Raw genomic sequence first — 17,615 nt, 5'->3', positions numbered from 1 at the left:
TGCTTACGCGTTCCGAACATCCTGGCGGAAGGTGGCCGTGTGTGGGGAACCCGGGGGCGGATCGGTGCCATGTTGTTGAAAGGTTGTTCCAGTGGGCGGGGCCGGCACCGCCGTCGCACGGGAATCCGGTTTCGGGGCACCCCTCCCGCGCCTCTAAACTGGGCCCGTGACCGAGAACACTCAGCAGCAGAATCCAGCGCCCACCACCGAACTGCCGACCCAGTACGCGCCGGCCGAGGTAGAGGGGGCGCTGTACGAGCGCTGGGTGGACCGGGGTTACTTCACCGCTGACGCGAACAGCGAGAAGGAGCCGTACACGATCGTCATCCCCCCGCCGAACGTCACGGGTGCGCTCCACCTGGGCCACGCCTTCCAGGTCACGCTCATGGACGCCCTCACGCGCCGCAAGCGCATGCAGGGCTACGAGACGCTGTGGCTGCCCGGCATGGACCACGCGGGCATCGCGACCCAGAACAAGGTCGAGCAGCAGCTCGCCGAGGAGGGCAAGTCCCGCCAGGACCTCGGCCGTGAGGCGTTCACCGACCGCGTGTGGCAGTGGAAGGACGAGTACGGCGGCCGCATCCTCGGCCAGCTGCGCCGCCTCGGCGCGGGCCTCGACTGGTCGCGTGAGCGCTTCACGATGGACGAGGGCCTGTCGAAGGCCGTCCAGACCATCTTCAAGAACCTGTACGACGACGGGCTCATCTACCGCGCCGAGCGCATCATCAACTGGTGCCCGCGCTGTCTGACGGCGATCTCGGACATCGAGGTCGACTACCAGGACGACGACGGCGAGCTCGTCTCGCTCAAGTACGGCGAGGGCGACGAGACCGTGGTCGTCGCCACGACCCGCGTCGAGACCATGCTCGGTGACACCGCAGTCGCCGTGCACCCCGACGACGAGCGGTACGCGCACCTGATCGGCAAGCGCATCAAGCTGCCGCTCACCGACCGGACCATCCCGGTCGTCGCCGACACGCACGTCGACCCCGAGTTCGGCACCGGCGCCGTCAAGGTGACGCCCGCCCACGACCCGAACGACTTCGCGATCGGCCAGCGCCACGACCTGGAGTCCATGACGATCATGGACGAGCGCGGTGTCATCACCGTGCACGGCCCCTTCCAGGGCCTCGACCGCTTCGAGGCCCGTTCCGCGATCGTCGCCGCCCTGCGCGAACAGGGCCGCGTCGTCGCCGAGAAGCGCCCGTACGTCCACTCCGTGGGCCACTGCTCGCGCTGCAAGACCACCGTCGAGCCGCGCCTGTCGCTCCAGTGGTGGGTCAAGGTCGACACCCTCGCCCAGGCCGCTGGTGACGCGGTCCGCGACGGGCGCGTCGCGCTCCACCCGAAGGACATGGAGAAGCGGTACTTCGACTGGGTCGACAACCTCAACGACTGGTGCATCTCACGCCAGTTGTGGTGGGGCCACCGGATCCCCGTCTGGTACGGGCCGAACGGCGAAGTCGTGTGCGTCGGCCCCGACGACCAGGTCCCCGGCACGGAGGCCGAGGGCTGGACCCAGGACGAGGACGTCCTCGACACCTGGTTCTCGTCCGGCCTGTGGCCGTTCTCCACGCTCGGCTGGCCGGAGAAGACCCCGGACCTGGAGAAGTTCTATTCGACCGACGTCCTGCTGACCGGCCACGACATCATCTTCTTCTGGGTCGTCCGGATGATGATGTTCGGCCTGTACGCCATGGAGGACCAGGTCCCGTTCAAGACCGTCGCCCTCACCGGCCTGGTCCGCGACGAGTTCGGCAAGAAGATGTCGAAGTCGAACCCGAACGCCGTGGACCCGATCGACTGGATGGACGCGTACGGCTCCGACGCCGTTCGCTTCACCCTGGCCACCGGCGCCAACCCGGGTGCCGACGTGCCGATCGGCGAGGACTGGGTCAAGGCCTCCCGTAACTTCGCCAACAAGATCTGGAACGCGACGCGCTTCGCGCTGATGAACGGCGCGACCGTCGAGGGACCGCTGCCGGCGCCCGAGGCGATGACGGCGACGGACCGCTGGATCCTGTCCCGCCTCAACAAGACCGTCGCCGAAGTCGACGCCTTCTACGACGACTTCCAGTTCGCCAAGCTCTCCGACGCCCTCTACCACTTCGCGTGGGACGAGGTCTTCGACTGGTACGTCGAGCTGTCGAAGACGACGTTCTTCGAGGGCGGCGAGCAGGCGAAGGTCTCCGGCCGCGTGCTCGGCGAGGTCCTCGACGTGACGCTGCGTCTGCTGCACCCGATCGTCCCGTTCGTCACCGAGACGCTCTGGACGACGCTGACCGGTGGCGAGACGCTCGTGATCGCCGAGTGGCCCAAGGACAGCGGCTTCCGTGACGCCGCCGCCGAGAGCGAGATCGAGACGCTCCAGCAGGTCATCACCGAGGTCCGGCGCTTCCGTGCCGACCAGGGCCTGCAGCCCGGTCAGCGCGTGCCGGCCCGGCTCGACCTCGACGGGACCGCGCTCGCCCCGCACGAGGCCGCCATCCGGCAGCTTCTGCGGCTGCAGCCCGAGGGCGACGCGTTCTCGGCCACCGCGACGCTGCCGGTCGCCGGTGCGCAGGTCGCGCTCGACCTGTCCGGCACGATCGATGTGGCGGCCGAGCGGAAGCGGCTCGCCAAGGATCTGGCCGCAGCCGAGAAGGAGAAGGCCCAGGCCACGGGCAAGCTCGGCAACGAGGGGTTCCTCGCGAAGGCGCCGGACGCCGTCGTCGACAAGATCCGCGGGCGGCTCGCCAAGGCGGACGAGGACATCGCCCGGATCCAGCAGCAGCTGGAGCGGCTGCCTCAGGGCTGAGTTCGTGGTGAAGGCCCCCCGGAATCCTGTGGGTTCCGGGGGGCCTTCGCGGTCCTCTCGGGGCTTCTACGCGCGCAGCCCAAGGCGTTGCAGCTCCGCGTCCGCCAACGCGTCCAGCACCACCGGGTCCGCCTCTCGCCAGCCCTTCGCGAGGGAACCCGGGCCGGTCTCGGGGGGTACGTCCAGGTCCGGGTCCAGCTCAAGTTCCTGGTCCTGGTCCTGGTCCGGGTCCGGGTCCGGGGTTCCGTCGGGCTGGGCGGGGAGCAGTGCCGCCGTCGCCGCCAGTTCGTCCAAGGGGCGCAACAGCGCCCTCAGCGCCAGTAGTTCGCGGCCGTCCTCCGTCGCCGCCAGGTCCTGCGCTGCCGCCGCCTGGCGCGTCCACCGGATGCGGCGGGGCAGCCAGACCGTGAGCATCAGGCCCACCGGGATCACGAAGAGCGCCATCGCACCCAGGACCGCCAGGGCCTGTGCGGCCGCGGGTTCCTGCGGGGCCGGTGCCGCGCTCACGATCCTGTTGCCCGCGTGGGCCACGCCCCGCAGCGCTCCGTCCACCGAGCTGCCCAGGAGCGGGATTCGGGGGCGGTGCGCGGCCGGCGGGGAGGACGGCTGCACGAGCCGGTGCGCGGCCAGCGCCGCCGCTGCCCACAGCGCCGTCCACAGCAGGGCGGCGCCGTCGCCCAGGAGTTGGCAGGCGCGGCGGCCGGGGTTGTGTGCGTACCACATGGTCCGATTGGACCTTCTCCGTACGGGGGTGGGGGCGCACCGCGCCGGGAGGTCTGCCTGCGTCCCCGGTTCGGGTCAGCCTTTCCGGCCCCCACCCACCCTTCCGTTCAGGCCACTTACGCCGCTTTCAGCAGGCGCTGGAGCGAGTCGAAGTCCTCCACGCACTTGCCGCAGCCCAGCGCCACGCTGTCCAGGGGGGCCTCTGCCGCGAAGACCGGGATGCCGGTCGCCTCCGACATGCGTACGTCCAGGCCGGGGAGCAGCGCGCCGCCGCCCGTCAGCACTATGCCGTGCTCCATGACATCACCGGAGAGCTCCGGCGGGCACTCCTCGAGGGTTGCCCTGAGCGCCGAAATGATCGCCTCGACGGGGGAGTTGAGGGCTTCCCGGATCTCCCGCGTGGTGAGGGTGGCGGTGTGGGGGAGGCCTGCGAGTCTCTGGCGGCCCCGTACCGTGAAGGTGCCCGTTTCGGAGAGTTCTTCGGCGGGGGCCGCGGAGCCTATGGCCAGTTTGACGGCCTCCGCGGTGCGTTCGCCGATCAGCAGGCCGTGTTCCCTGCGCACGTGGTCCGTGATCACCTCGTCCATGCGGTCGCCCCCGACGCGCAGGGACTGTGCGGTGACTATGCCGCCCAGCGAGATCACCGCCACCTCCGTGGTGCCGCCGCCGATGTCCACCACCATGGAGCCGCGCGCCTCGGCCACCGGGAGGCCCGCGCCGATCGCAGCGGCCATGGGCTCTTCGATGACGTGGACGGCTCGGGCTCCGACTCGTTGTGCCGCGTGGACGATCGCCCGGCGCTCCACCGGCGTGACCCCGCCGGGCACGCAGATGACCATGCGGGTCCTGGGGCGGCGGCCCGGGACGGCCTTGCGCACGAAGTGGCGGAGCATCTCCTCCGCCGCCTCGTAGTCGCTGATCACGCCGTCGCGCAGCGGGCGGATCGCGGTGATGGAGCCGGGGGTCCGGCCGATCGTCTCCTTGGCTTCCGCGCCTACGGCGACGGTCGTCTTGTTCTGTTTCACCGCTACTACTGATGGCTCATTGAGCACGATCCCCTTGCCGCGTACGTAGAGAAGAGTGTTGGCGGTGCCGAGATCGATCCCTATGTCCATGATCGCCAAGTTTGCAGGGTGATGCTGTGGTCCGGATGGACCAAGGTCCTGAAACGGGCGGGCCGAAAGTCCCTGACCTGTCGGGTGGGGTGCGGACCGGGGTCTGTCGGTGGTTCTCCGTAGACTGGCTCGTGTGAGTGAGCTCCCCCCGCGCGACAGCGGCGAATCCGACGGCTTCGACGACATCGTGGACGCCGAGACCGAGCGTGACCCCGATCTGGCACTGATCGAGGCCGGCAGCCGTACCCTCCGGACGCAGGGGGGTGTTCCGCAGGGGGACGGCGTGCCCGCCCGGCCGCAGGACCCCGAGGTCGCCGAGGCCCTGCGAGAGGTCGAGACCGAGCTCGCGGGGCGGTGGGGCGAGACCAAGCTGGAGCCGTCCGTCTCGCGTATCGCGGCTCTGATGGACGTGCTCGGTGAGCCGCAGCGCGCCTATCCCTCGATCCACATCACGGGGACGAACGGCAAGACGTCCACGGCCCGCATGATCGAGGCCCTTCTCGGCGCATTCGAGTTGCGTACGGGGCGTTATACATCGCCGCACGTTCAGTCGATCACCGAGCGCATCAGTCTCGACGGCGCGCCGATCGACTACGAGCGGTTCATCGAGACCTATCGGGACATTGCCCCGTATGTGGAGATGGTCGACCAGAAAGAGGAATTCCGGCTTTCCTTTTTCGAGGTGCTCACGGGGATGGCGTACGCCGCCTTCGCCGATGCTCCGGTGGATGCCGCCGTCGTCGAGGTCGGAATGGGAGGCAGCTGGGACGCCACCAATGTGATCGACGCTTCGGTGGCCGTGGTGACGCCCATCGATCTCGATCACACGGACCGGCTGGGCTCCACCCCTGGTGAGATCGCCCAGGAGAAGGCCGGGATCATCAAGCAGGGCGCCACGGTGATCATGGCGCAGCAGCCGGTCGACGCCGCTCAGGTGCTCCTGAAGAAGGCCGTCGAGGTGGACGCGACGGTGGCCCGCGAAGGGCTCGAGTTCGGTGTCGTCTCCCGGCAGGTCGCCGTGGGCGGGCAGCTGTTGACCCTGCGCGGGCTCGGCGGGGAGTACGACGGGATCTTCCTTCCGCTGCACGGTGCCCACCAGGCGCACAACGCGGCTGTCGCACTGGCCGCCGTGGAAGCCTTCTTCGGGATCGGGGCCGAGCAGTCCCGGCTGCTCGACATCGACACCGTCCGCAAGGCCTTCGCCGGTGCCACGTCCCCCGGTCGGCTGGAGGTCGTGCGGCGTTCGCCCACCGTGGTGCTCGACGCCGCGCACAACCCCGCCGGCGCCCGCGTCACCGCCGAGGCCATCAGTGAGGTCTTCGACTTCAGCCGGCTGGTGGGCGTCGTGGGGGCGAGCGGCGACAAGAACGTGCGCGGGGTGCTCGAGGCCTTCGAGCCGATCTTCGCCGAGGTCGTCGTCACCCAGAACTCCAGCCACCGCGCCATGGACGCCGACGAGCTGGCCGCCATCGCGGTCGAGGTCTTCGGGGACGAGCGTGTGCAGGTCGAGCCCCGCCTCGACGACGCTCTCGAGGCCGCCATCACGCTGGCCGAGGAAGAGGGCGAGTTCTCCGGCGGCGGTGTGCTCGTCACCGGGTCCGTGATCACGGTCGGCGAGGCCCGGCTGCTGTTGGGGAAGGGCTGATCCGCTGTGCGCATGCTGTGTTCGTCGACCCTGATCGGCGAGTTCTTCATCATCGGCTTCGCCGGGCTCGTCGCCATGAAGGACCCCGATCTGTCGGCCGGGGTCGTGTGGGGCGTGTGCGGTGTCGCCATGCTGCTGTCCGTGCTGCTGTGCGGGATGCTCGGGCGGCGCGGCGGCGTCGAGGCGGGGTGGGTGCTTCAGGCGGCGCTCGTCGCCAGCGGGTTCGTCGTGCCGATGATGTTCATCCTGGGGCTCTGCTTCGCCGGGCTCTGGTGGGCCTCCGTCCACTTCGGGCGCAAGATCGACGAGGCCAAGGCCCGGTGGGCCGCCCAGGCCGAGGCCGGAGGTAACACCGCGTAGCCGTGCCCGGTATCGTGCGGGCATCCCACGAAGATTTTGGAGCCGCACCATGACTCAGCGCACCCTTGTCCTTCTCAAGCCCGACGCCGTCCGCCGCGGGCTCGTCGGCGAGATCATCGGCCGGATCGAGCGCAAGGCCGGCTGGACGATCAGTGCGCTGGAGCTGCGGAACCTGGACCAGGACACGCTGGAGCAGCACTACGGCGAGCACAAGGGCAAGCCCTTCTACGAGCCGCTGGTCGCCTTCATGGCGTCCGGGCCCGTCGTGGCTCTCGTCGTCGAGGGCGAGCGGGTCATCGAGGGTGTGCGTCAGCTGGCCGGCCCGACCGACCCGATCGCCGCCGCTCCCGGGTCCATCCGCGGCGACTTCGGCACCATCGTGCGCGAGAACCTGATCCACGCCTCGGACTCGGAGGAGTCGGCCGAGCGGGAGCTGAAGATCTTCTTCCCTGGACAGGTGTAGTCCGGTCCGTGAGACCGGAAAGTTCTTTTTCTGACGCCGCGTCAGTGGCGGAGCGCTGCTGAACAGGGGCGGCCGGAGAAATTCGGCCGCCTTTTGGCATATGCGCCCCCATCGGGGGAACGCGACACTCCGTCGGCACGTCCCCAATAGCGGAGCGGGGATTCATCTGCTGACAATGGCGAAGACCCTCGCGCCGTGTTCGTGCAGGCGAGACTACGATGTAAGCCTCCACGCCACTCGCACCCACCTCGCCTACCTAACAAGCCATCAAACGCTCCACTTGGGAAGGCCAGACGAATCCTGATGGGGAACTCAATGTCGTTCATCGGCCGTGACATGGCTGTCGACCTCGGGACCGCCAACACGCTGGTGTACGTCAGGGGTCGCGGGATCGTACTCAACGAGCCGTCCGTCGTCGCGATCAACACCAACACCGGCGGCATCCTCGCCGTCGGTGCCGAAGCCAAGAAGATGATCGGCCGCACTCCGGGCAACATCGTCGCCGTGCGACCGCTGAAGGACGGCGTGATCGCCGACTTCGAGATCACCGAGCGCATGCTCCGCTACTTCATTCTGAAGATCCACAAGCGGCGCTACCTCGCTCGTCCCCGTGTTGTGGTGTGTGTGCCCTCCGGCATCACCGGAGTCGAGCGCCGCGCGGTCATCGAGGCTTCCTCGCAGGCCGGTGCCCGCCAGGTGCACATCATCGAGGAGCCCATGGCCGCGGCCATCGGTTCCGGCCTCCCGGTCCACGAGGCCACGGGGAACATGGTGGTCGACATCGGCGGCGGCACCACCGAGGTCGCGGTGATCTCGCTCGGCGGAATCGTCACAGCACAGTCCATCCGGGTCGCCGGGGACGAGCTGGACAACGCGATCATCCAGCACATCAAGAAGGAGTATTCGCTCCTCCTCGGTGAGCGGACTGCCGAGCAGATCAAGATCACGATTGGCTCCGCGTACGACCTCGACTCCGACGAACACACCGAAATCCGCGGGCGCGACCTCGTGTCCGGACTCCCGAAGACCGTCGTCATCTCGGCCGCCGAGGTGCGCAAGGCGATCGAGGAACCGGTCAACGCGATCGTCGACGCCGTCAAGACGACACTGGACAAGTGCCCGCCCGAGCTGTCCGGCGACGTCATGGACCGGGGCATCGTCCTCACCGGCGGCGGCGCCCTGCTGCGCGGCCTCGACGAGCGGTTGCGCCGTGAGACGGGCATGCCGATCCACATCGCCGAGGACCCCCTCGACAGCGTGGCGCTCGGCTCCGGCAAGTGCGTCGAGGAGTTCGAGGCGCTCCAGCAGGTGCTGGACGCATCGCCGCGCAGATGACCTGACGCGAAACGTCCGCCGTACGAGTGCCTGCCACTTCGTACGGCGGATCGTTGATATATAGGCAAGGCGTAAGAATTCCCCATAACCTGCAGAACCTCAGGGTTTCCGCAGAATCCGATTGAGGAAGGCACGGCCGCCGCACGTGAGGGACACACGAGAGAGCCGGCTGCTCCTGGTGCTGCTGATCGCCATCGCGTTCGCACTGATCACGGTGGACATCCGCGGTGGGGAGGACTCGCCGGTCGACGGTGCCCGCCGGGCCGCCGCCACGGTCTTCGGCCCCGTGGAGAACGGCGTCTCCAGCGCAGTCGACCCGATCGGCAACGCCATAGCTGCCGTCAAGGACTCCGGTGGGCGGCACAGCCGCGTCAGCGAACTGGAGCGCGAGAACGCCGCCTTGAAGGTGAGGCTCGGCAGCGACGACCGCAACCGCAGCAAGATCCGCCAGCTCGACTCCATGCTGAAGACCGCCGGCGCAGGCCAGTACGGCATCAAGGGGGCCCAGGTCATCGCCATAGGAGCAGCCCAGGGGTTCTCCTGGACCGTCACCATCGACGCCGGCGCCGGCGACGGTCTCAAGCGCGACATGACCGTTCTGAACGGGGACGGACTCGTGGGGCGCGTCACGACCGTCGGACCGAACACCGCGACCGTCCTGCTCGCCAACGACCCCGACTTCACCGTCGGCACCCGCATGGAGCGGACCGACGAGCTCGGCTTCACCTCCGGACAGGGCGACCGGCCGCTGCGCGTACAGCTCCTCAACGGCAAGGCCAAGGTCAAGAAGGGCGACCGTCTGGTGACCTTCGGGTCCCAGGCCGACAAGCCGTTCGTGCCCGGGGTGCCCGTCGGGCGAGTGGTGCGCGTCGATCCGGCCGGTGGTGACCTGACCCGGACGGTCTATGTGCAGCCGTACGTCGGATTCACCAAGCTCGACGTCGTCGGCGTGGTCGTACAGGCCCCGCGCACCGATCCGCGCGACGAGGTGCTGCCGCCCAAGCCGGCGAAGCCCAGGCCCACGCCCACCGTGACCGTGACGGCCACGCCGTCCGGTGACCCGACGGCCGCCGACGGCACACAGCAGTAGGAGCTGGACTTCATGCGTTTCAACCGGTTGCTGCTCTCGACCACCCTCGTGGTCGTCGCCCTGGTCGTCCAGGTGTGCGTACTCGCCCGTCTCCAACTGCCCGGCGCCGTGCCGGACCTCGTGCTCCTGACCGTCGTCGGCCTCGCCCTCGTGTACGGCCATGTCGGCGGCGCGTTCATCGGGTTCGGCGCGGGTCTGCTCGCCGACCTCGCGCCGCCCGCCGACCACGCCGCCGGGCGCTACGCCCTCGTGCTGTGCGTCGTCGGCTACCTCGTCGGCCTCGCCAAGCCGGACAACGGCCAGCTCAGGTCCGCCTTCGGCCCGATGGTCGTGGTCGTCGCGGCGGCCATCGGCTCGACGCTGCTCTACGCGGGCGTCGGCGCGCTCGTCGGCGACACCGCCGCCCGCCATGTGGGCATCGGCAGCCTGCTGTTCACGGCCGCGCTCTACGATCTGCTCCTCGCGCCGTTCACCGTCCCGTTCATCATCGCCCTGGCCAGACGCGCCGACAACGATCCGCTCGCCGAGTCCACGCCCGGCTCCGGCAAGGCCACCGACGTCACCGCCGGCTGGCTCTCCTCCGGCACCGGCCTGCGCATCGGCAACCAGCGCAGCGGACTCCGCCTGAAGGCGGCCAGGTCGCGCTCCGCGCGGGCCGGCCGCATCAAGGGGGTCAAGCGCCTGTGACCGCCGCGCACACCACCGCGTACACGCACTGAGGGGGAGGCCGCATGACCAACATTCCCGAGACCGGGCGGACCCCACGCGTCCAGATCCGGCTCGTCATCCTCCAGATCCTGGTCCTGTCCCTCCTGTTCACCCTGGGCGGCCGCCTCTGGTACCTCCAGATCCGCAACGGCGCCGAGTACGCCAAGGAGGCCTCCGGCAACCATGTCCAGCAGGTCGTCAGCCCCGCCGTGCGCGGCTCGATCCTGGACGCCCGCGGTGTGCCGATCGCCGACAACGAGACCCGCCTCGTCGTCTCCGCGTCCCGCACGGACCTGATGAAGATGCCCGACGACGGCAAGGCCGTACTGGCCAAGCTCGCCGACGTCCTCGGGATGAAGCCCGCGGACGTCACGGAGAAGGTCCGCCTCTGCGACGCCAAGACGCCGCAGCCCTGCTGGAACGGCTCGCCCTACCAGCCCATCCCGATCACGGACGAGGCCACGCCCAAGCAGGCCCTCCAGATCCGCGAGCGCTCCGAGGACTTCCCCGGCATCACCGCCGAGCCCGAGGCCGTACGCCGCTACGCGGGACCGGGCGGCTCCAACACCGCGCAGGTCCTCGGCTACCTCTCGCCCGTCACCGACGCCGAGATCGAGAAGGCCAAGGACACCACGTCGCCGTATCTGCGCTCCGACCAGGTCGGCCGCTCCGGCCTCGAGCGCACCTACGACAAGGAACTGCGCGGCAAGGCCGGCGTCACCCGCTACGAGGTCGACAACCTCGGACGCGTCATCGGACGCGCGAAGAGCGACAAGGCCGAGACCGGGGCGAGCGTCGTCACCTCGATCGACTCGCGCGTGCAGGGCGTCGCCGAGTACGAGCTGAACGAGGCGATGAAGGCGGCCCGCCAGCAGTTCGACAAGATCACCGGCGAGAACTACAAGGCCGACTCCGGCGCGGTCATCGTCATGGAGGCCAAGACCGGCCGGATCGTCTCCATGGCGTCCGCACCGTCGTACGACCCGAACGCCTGGGTCGGCGGCATCTCCGCCAAGGACTACAAGAAGCTCACCGGCAAGGGCTCCGACTACCCGCTGCTCAACAGGGCCATTCAGGGGCAGTCCGCGCCCGGTTCGACGTTCAAGGTGATCTCCACGGCCGCCGCGGCCGAAGCCGGTTACAAGTGGGACGGCGGCTACCCCTGCACCAGCTCCTACTCGGTCGGCGGCCAGGTTTTCAAGAACTTCGAGGGGGAGAACTTCGGCCCCATCTCTCTCGGCCGCGCGCTGGAAGTCTCCTGTGACACCGTCTTCTACGGCCTCGCCGACCGGGAGTGGAAGAAGGACGGCGGCATCAACCCGAAGGGGACCCCCAAGGACTACTTCTACAAGGCCGCCCACCAGTTCGGCCTCGGCAAGACCACCGGCATCGACCTTCCCAACGAGGTCACGGGCCGCGTCCCCGACCGCCAGTGGAAGAAAGCCTTCTGGAAGGCCAACAAGGACAGCTGGTGCAAGACCGGCAAGAAGAACGGCAGCTACGTCCAGAAGATCGCCTACGAGAACTGCCTCGAGGGCAACAAGATGCGCGAGGGCGACTCGATCAACTACTCCATCGGCCAGGGCGACACCCTCCTCACGCCGGTTCAGGAGGCCATGATCTACGGGGCCCTCGCCAACGGCGGCACCGAGTACGTCCCGACCATCGGCAAGGCGATCATCAGCGCCGACGGCAAGACGGTCAGGGAGATCAAGCCCCAGGTCAAGGCCAAGCTCCCGATCACCAAGGCGACCCTCAAGGGCATGGACGACGCCCTCGCCGGCGTCGTCACCCGCGGTACCGCCGCCTGGAAGTTCGGCGGCTGGCCCCAGGACAAGATCCCGCTGCACGCCAAGACCGGCACCGCCGAGGTCTACGGCAAGCAGACCACGTCATGGCTGGCCACGTACTCCAAGGACTACTCGGTCATCATGACGATCTCCCAGGCCGGTACGGGCTCCGGAGCCTCCGGTGAGGCCGTCCGCAAGATCTACAACGCGCTGTACGGCGTCTCCGACGACGGCACGATCGACAAGAAGAAGGCCCTGCTGCCCTCGCCGGAGAAGAACCTGCCGAAGGTCAAGCCGGACGGCTCGATCGACGCACCGACCGTCAAGCCCTACAAGCCCGCCGAGCCGAGCCCGTCCCCCGGCGAGCAGGAACTGGCGGCGGTCTTCGGCGCCCCGGTGACCGGAAGGCGGGACTGACGCACCATGGCTGGCACCAACGGCTTCTCCGTCTCCGGGTACGGCCCCGAGCGCTCCACCCTGACCCGCCTCATGGCCAGGGACTCGGTGCTGCGCCGCCTCGACTGGCCGATCCTCCTGTCGTCGCTCGCCCTGTCCCTCATCGGCTCGGCGCTCGTCTACTCGGCGACCCGCAACCGCACCGCGATCAACCAGGGCGACCCGTACTACTTCCTGTTCCGGCACCTCATGAACACCGGCATCGGCCTGGCCCTGATGATCGGCACGATCTGGCTCGGCCACCGCACCCTGCGCACGGCCGTGCCGATCCTCTACGGCGCCTCGGTCTTCCTGATGCTGCTGGTGCTGACCCCGCTCGGCGACACGATCAACGGACAGCGCAACTGGCTGTCCGCGGGCGGAGTGTCGCTCCAGCCCGCCGAGTTCGCCAAGATCACGATCATCCTGGGCATGGCGATGCTGCTGGCCTCACGGGTCGACGCGGGCGACAAGCAGTACCCCGACCACCGCACGGTACTGCAGGCGCTGGGCCTCGCCGCCGTCCCGATGCTCGTAGTGCTGCTCATGCCCGACCTCGGCACGATCATGGTCGCGGCGATCATCGTGCTCGGTGTGCTGCTCGCCTCCGGCGCCTCCAACCGCTGGGTGTTCGGCCTGCTCGGCGCGGGTGTGCTCGGCGCGATCTCCGTCTGGCGGCTGCACATCCTCGACGAGTACCAGATCAACCGCTTCGCCGCGTTCGCCAACCCGGCCCTCGACCCGGCCGGCGTCGGCTACAACACCAACCAGGCCCGCATCGCGATCGGCTCGGGAGGCCTGACCGGCACCGGCCTCTTCCACGGCTCCCAGACCACCGGCCAGTTCGTCCCCGAGCAGCAGACCGACTTCGTCTTCACCGTCGCCGGCGAGGAACTCGGCTTCGCCGGAGCCGGGCTGATCCTGCTCCTGCTCGCCGTCATCCTGTGGCGCGCCTGCCGCATCGCCCGCGAGACGACCGAGCTCTACGGCACGATCGTCGCCGCCGGGATCATCGCCTGGTTCGCCTTCCAGGCCTTCGAGAACGTCGGCATGACGCTCGGCATCATGCCGGTGGCGGGCCTGCCCCTGCCGTTCGTGTCGTACGGAGGATCGTCCATGTTCGCCGTCTGGGTGGCGATCGGGCTGCTCCAGTCGATCCGCGTGCAAAGGCCCATGTCGGCGTAGGAAGCGCCTGGTTTGCCGGCGGTCTGCCACGGGGTCTGCCCAGAATCCGGATTCGCGACTAAATTCGGTTCATGGCGGAGACGAAGCGCGAGATCGAGCGGAAGTACGAGGCGCCCGTGGCCGGCGAAGGCTTCGGGCTGCCGGATCTGAGCCGTGTCGCCGGGGTCTTCGCCGTCATCGACAAAGGCGTCGTCGACCTCGACGCCGTCTACTACGACACGGCCGACCAGCGCCTCGCGGCCGCCGCGATCACACTGCGGCGCCGCACCGGCGGCGCCGACGCGGGCTGGCACCTCAAGCTCCCCGTCTCCCTCGCCGAGGGCGTACGGGACGAGATCCGGGCCCCGCTCTCCGACGACGTGCCCCGCGACCTCACCGGCCTCGTGCGCTCCCGGGTGCGCGAGGCCGATCTCGTCCCCCTGATGCGGCTGCGCTCCTCGCGCGACGTCCGCGATCTCACCGGCGCCGACGGCGCGCTCCTCGCCGAGGTCAGCGTCGACGGCGTACGGGCCGAGAGGCTGATCGGCGGGGACGGCGCCGCCGCCTGGACCGAGATCGAGGTCGAGCTGGCGGACGGCGGTGACCCGGCGTTCCTCGGCAAGGTCGAGAAGAAACTCCGCAAGGCGGGCGTGAGCCGCTCGGCCGCCGTGTCGAAGCTCGCGCGGGCGCTCACGGAGACCGGCATCGGCCCGCGCCCACCCCGGCCCGCCGACGACCCCGAGACCCCCGCCGACCACCTCCTCGCCTACCTCAGGGTCCAGCGCGACGCGATCGTCGACCTCGACCCCGCCGTCCGGCGCGACCTGCCCGATGCGGTGCACCAGATGCGCGTCGCCACCCGCCGGCTGCGCAGCGCGCTGCGCTCTTACGGCAAGATCCTCGACCGGGCCGTGACGGACCCGATCGGTGACGAGCTGAAGTGGATCGCCGGTGAGCTCGGGGCCGACCGTGATCAGGAGGTCCTGACCGAGCGGCTGACCGCGGCCCTCGGCGAACTGCCCCGCGAACTGTCGACGGGCCCCGTCCGCACCCGGCTGCGGACCTGGTCGCGGGCCCGGCGCTCCGGATCGCGCCGGCATCTGATCGCCGTACTCGACGGCAAGCGCTACCTCGCGCTCCTCGCCGCCCTCGACGCACTCGTCGACGCGCCTCCGCTGCGCGCCAAGCAGCCGAAGAACGCCCTGGCCAAGGCTGTGCTGCGGGATTACAAGCGGCTCGCGGGCCATGTCGAGGGGGCGCTCGCCGAGGATCCCGGCCCGGCGCGCGACCTCGCCCTGCACGACGCCCGCAAGGCCGCCAAGCGCACCCGGTACGCAGCCGAGGTCGCCGCGCCCGCGCTCGGCGATCAGGCGACGGACGTCGGCAGCCACGCGAAGGCGCTCCAGACCCTGCTCGGCGAGCACCAGGACAGCGTGATGGCGCGTGAGGCGCTGCGCGACCTGGCGGCGCAGGCGCATGCGGCGGGGGAGAGCGCCTTCACGTACGGGCTGCTGTACGGGCGCGAGGAGGCGCGCGCCGGGCGGGCCGAGACGGAGCTGCCGCCGCTGTGGGCGAAGGCGGTCTCCTGGCCGCGTTACGCTTGACAGTCCCCCCTGTCAGCTCACGAAGGTCCCGGGTATGCCTGCCGAAGCCGCAGAGTCGGTTTTTCCACAGCTCGAAGCTTTGCTCCCGCATGTGCAGAAGCCGATCCAGTACGTGGGCGGTGAGCTCAATTCCACCGTCAAGCCGTGGGAGAGCTCCGACGTCCGCTGGGCGCTGATGTACCCGGACGCCTACGAGGTCGGGCTCCCGAACCAGGGCGTCATGATCCTCTACGAGGTGCTGAACGAGCGCGAGGGCGTCCTCGCCGAGCGCACGTACAGCGTCTGGCCGGACATGGAAGCGCTGATGCGCGAGCACAAGGTGCCGCAGTTCACCGTGGACTCGCACCGGCCGCTCAAGGCGTTCGACGTGTTCGGGCTCTCCTTCTCCACCGAGCTCGGCTACACGAACATGCTCACGGCCTTGGACCTCGCCGGCATCCCGCTGGCGGCCAAGGACCGCACGATCGACGACCCGATCGTCCTCGCGGGCGGCCACGCGGCCTTCAACCCCGAGCCGATCGCCGAGTTCATCGACTGCGCCGTCATCGGCGACGGCGAGCAGGCCGTCCTCGACATGACGGAGATCATCCGCGCCTGGAAGGCCGAGGGTTGCCCCGGCGGCCGCGAGGAGGTGCTGTTCCGCCTCGCGAAGACGGGCGGCGTCTACGTCCCCGGGTTCTACGACGTCGAGTACCTGCCGGACGGCCGCATCGGTCGCGTCGTGCCGAACAGGTCCGGCGTGCCGTGGCGCGTCAGCAAGCACACCGTCATGGACCTCGACGAGTGGCCCTACCCCAAGCAGCCCCTCGTCCCCCTCGCCGAGACCGTCCACGAGCGGATGTCCGTCGAGATCTTCCGCGGCTGCACCCGCGGCTGCCGTTTCTGCCAGGCCGGCATGATCACGCGCCCCGTGCGGGAGCGAAGCATCACCGGCATCGGCGACATGGTCGAAAAGGGTCTCAAGGCGACGGGCTTCGAGGAGGTCGGCCTTCTCTCCCTCTCCTCCGCCGACCACTCCGAGATCGGTGACATCGCGAAGGGCCTCGCCGACCGCTACACCGACGACAAGATCGGCCTCTCCCTCCCCTCCACCCGCGTCGACGCGTTCAACGTCGACCTGGCCAACGAGCTCACGCGCAACGGCCGCCGCTCCGGTCTGACCTTCGCCCCCGAGGGCGGCTCCGAGCGCATGCGCAAGGTCATCAACAAGATGGTGAGCGAAGAGGACCTGATCCGGACCGTCGCCACCGCCTACGGCAACGGCTGGCGCCAGGTGAAGCTGTACTTCATGTGCGGCCTGCCCACTGAGACCGACGACGACGTCCTCCAGATCGCCGACATGGCGATGAACGTGATCCAGAAGGGCCGCGAGGTCTCCGGCCAGAACGACATCCGCTGCACGGTCTCCATCGGCGGCTTCGTGCCCAAGCCGCACACGCCGTTCCAGTGGGCCCCGCAGCTGTCGTCCGCCGAGACGGACGCCCGTCTGACGAAGCTCCGCGACAAGATCCGCGGCGACAAGAAGTACGGCCGCTCCATCGGCTTCCGCTACCACGACGGCAAGCCCGGCATCGTCGAGGGCCTGCTCTCCCGCGGTGACCGCCGCATCGGCTCCGTCATCCGCGCGGTCTACGAGGACGGCGGCCGCTTCGACGGCTGGCGCGAACACTTCAGTTACGACCGCTGGATGGCCTGCGCCGAGAAGACGCTGCCCGAGTTCGGCGTCGACGTCGACTGGTACACGACGCGTGAGCGCACGTACGAGGAGGTCCTGCCCTGGGACCACCTGGACTCCGGTCTGGACAAGGACTGGCTCTGGGAGGACTGGCAGGACTCGCTCGACGAGACCGAGGTCGAGGACTGCCGCTGGACGCCGTGCTTCGACTGTGGTGTCTGCCCCGCGATGCAGACCGAGATTCAGGTCGGCCCGACGGGCAAGAAGCTGCTGCCATTGACGGTGGTCAACAAGTAGCCGTGACCGTCGAGGGGGAGCGGGCCAAGGCCCGGGGATAGGCCGCTGAAAGGCGCCTAGGCATCGGCCTGGGCGCCTTTCTTGCGATGGCGACGCTTATCTGCTCGTACAGATAAGTGGGGGAAATTCGTGGCAACCTTCATGGTTGGGTATTTCCTGAGTGTGGACGTGTTGCGGTGAAGTACGTCCTGGCTCGCATCGCCGTCCTCGTGCTTGCCCTGACTTTCCTGTCGGGCTGCGGTGGCGAGGGAGGGAATTCCCACGTTCCTTCAAGAGGTTCCGGCTTGAACATGCAGGAGGCGGCAGACAAGGCTGACCGGCTGATCCGCACCACGCTCTCTTCCATGCGGCCTTCACTGGCTTGGGAGCACGGGCCGTCTGATAGCGGCATGTGCACGTCCCCCGGGGCTTGGT

General features: G+C 69.1%; 13 protein-coding genes. 11 read left to right on the top strand and 2 right to left on the bottom strand.

Going from position 1 to position 17,615, the window contains the following annotated elements; genetic code table 11:
* Nucleotides 1-166 precede the first annotated feature (166 nt).
* Nucleotides 167-2,797 (top strand): valine--tRNA ligase, encoded by a 2,631-nt coding sequence (locus AC07EJ_RS17665; RefSeq protein ID WP_389477473.1) that lies wholly within the window; start codon nt 167-169, stop codon nt 2,795-2,797.
* Between the two features lie 66 nt (nt 2,798-2,863).
* Here AC07EJ_RS17665 and AC07EJ_RS17660 read toward each other — a convergent pair whose 3' ends face one another.
* On the bottom strand, nt 2,864-3,520 hold the full coding sequence (locus tag AC07EJ_RS17660; protein ID WP_478884477.1) for a hypothetical protein: 657 nt from the start codon (nt 3,518-3,520) through the stop codon (nt 2,864-2,866).
* A 116-nt stretch (nt 3,521-3,636) separates the two neighbouring features.
* Nucleotides 3,637-4,635: a rod shape-determining protein gene (locus AC07EJ_RS17655; protein ID WP_389477544.1), complete on the bottom strand. Its 999-nt coding sequence runs from the start codon at nt 4,633-4,635 to the stop codon at nt 3,637-3,639.
* 133 nt (nt 4,636-4,768) lie between these two features.
* Here AC07EJ_RS17655 and folC point away from each other — a divergent pair, with 133 nt between their 5' ends.
* From folC to AC07EJ_RS17605, 10 genes are all read left to right on the top strand, one after another.
* A complete protein-coding gene (gene folC, locus AC07EJ_RS17650) occupies nt 4,769-6,280 on the top strand; it encodes a bifunctional tetrahydrofolate synthase/dihydrofolate synthase (protein WP_389477477.1) in 1,512 nt (503 codons plus the stop codon).
* A 6-nt stretch (nt 6,281-6,286) separates the two neighbouring features.
* Nucleotides 6,287-6,640: a DUF4233 domain-containing protein gene (locus AC07EJ_RS17645; protein WP_389477479.1), complete on the top strand. Its 354-nt coding sequence runs from the start codon at nt 6,287-6,289 to the stop codon at nt 6,638-6,640.
* A 49-nt stretch (nt 6,641-6,689) separates the two neighbouring features.
* Entirely contained in the window at nt 6,690-7,103 is a 414-nt protein-coding gene (gene ndk, locus AC07EJ_RS17640; protein WP_362902515.1) for a nucleoside-diphosphate kinase, read from the top strand.
* Nucleotides 7,104-7,418: 315 nt separating this feature from the next.
* Entirely contained in the window at nt 7,419-8,438 is a 1,020-nt protein-coding gene (locus tag AC07EJ_RS17635) for a rod shape-determining protein (protein ID WP_018531437.1), read from the top strand.
* 145 nt (nt 8,439-8,583) lie between these two features.
* Nucleotides 8,584-9,528: a rod shape-determining protein MreC gene (mreC, locus tag AC07EJ_RS17630; protein WP_389477482.1), complete on the top strand. Its 945-nt coding sequence runs from the start codon at nt 8,584-8,586 to the stop codon at nt 9,526-9,528.
* A gap of 12 nt (nt 9,529-9,540) precedes the next feature.
* A complete protein-coding gene (gene mreD, locus AC07EJ_RS17625) occupies nt 9,541-10,215 on the top strand; it encodes a rod shape-determining protein MreD (RefSeq protein WP_389477484.1) in 675 nt (224 codons plus the stop codon).
* A gap of 44 nt (nt 10,216-10,259) precedes the next feature.
* A complete protein-coding gene (mrdA, locus tag AC07EJ_RS17620; RefSeq protein WP_389477486.1) occupies nt 10,260-12,443 on the top strand; it encodes a penicillin-binding protein 2 in 2,184 nt (727 codons plus the stop codon).
* Nucleotides 12,444-12,449: 6 nt separating this feature from the next.
* The gene (gene rodA, locus AC07EJ_RS17615; RefSeq protein ID WP_389477488.1) at nt 12,450-13,646 is read left to right on the top strand and encodes a rod shape-determining protein RodA; all 1,197 of its coding nucleotides are present in this window, start codon (nt 12,450-12,452) and stop codon (nt 13,644-13,646) included.
* A gap of 71 nt (nt 13,647-13,717) precedes the next feature.
* Nucleotides 13,718-15,229 carry a CYTH and CHAD domain-containing protein gene (locus AC07EJ_RS17610; protein ID WP_389477490.1) on the top strand — a complete coding sequence of 504 codons (1,512 nt, stop codon included), beginning with the start codon at nt 13,718-13,720 and terminating at the stop codon, nt 15,227-15,229.
* 34 nt (nt 15,230-15,263) lie between these two features.
* On the top strand, nt 15,264-17,201 hold the full coding sequence (locus tag AC07EJ_RS17605) for a TIGR03960 family B12-binding radical SAM protein (RefSeq protein WP_389477492.1): 1,938 nt from the start codon (nt 15,264-15,266) through the stop codon (nt 17,199-17,201).
* Nucleotides 17,202-17,615: the final 414 nt, after the last annotated feature.

The organism is Streptomyces sp. NPDC045026 (assembly GCF_056432625.1).
Note: the sequence above shows the minus strand (reverse complement) of the source record. Positions and strands in the feature narration are given on the sequence as shown.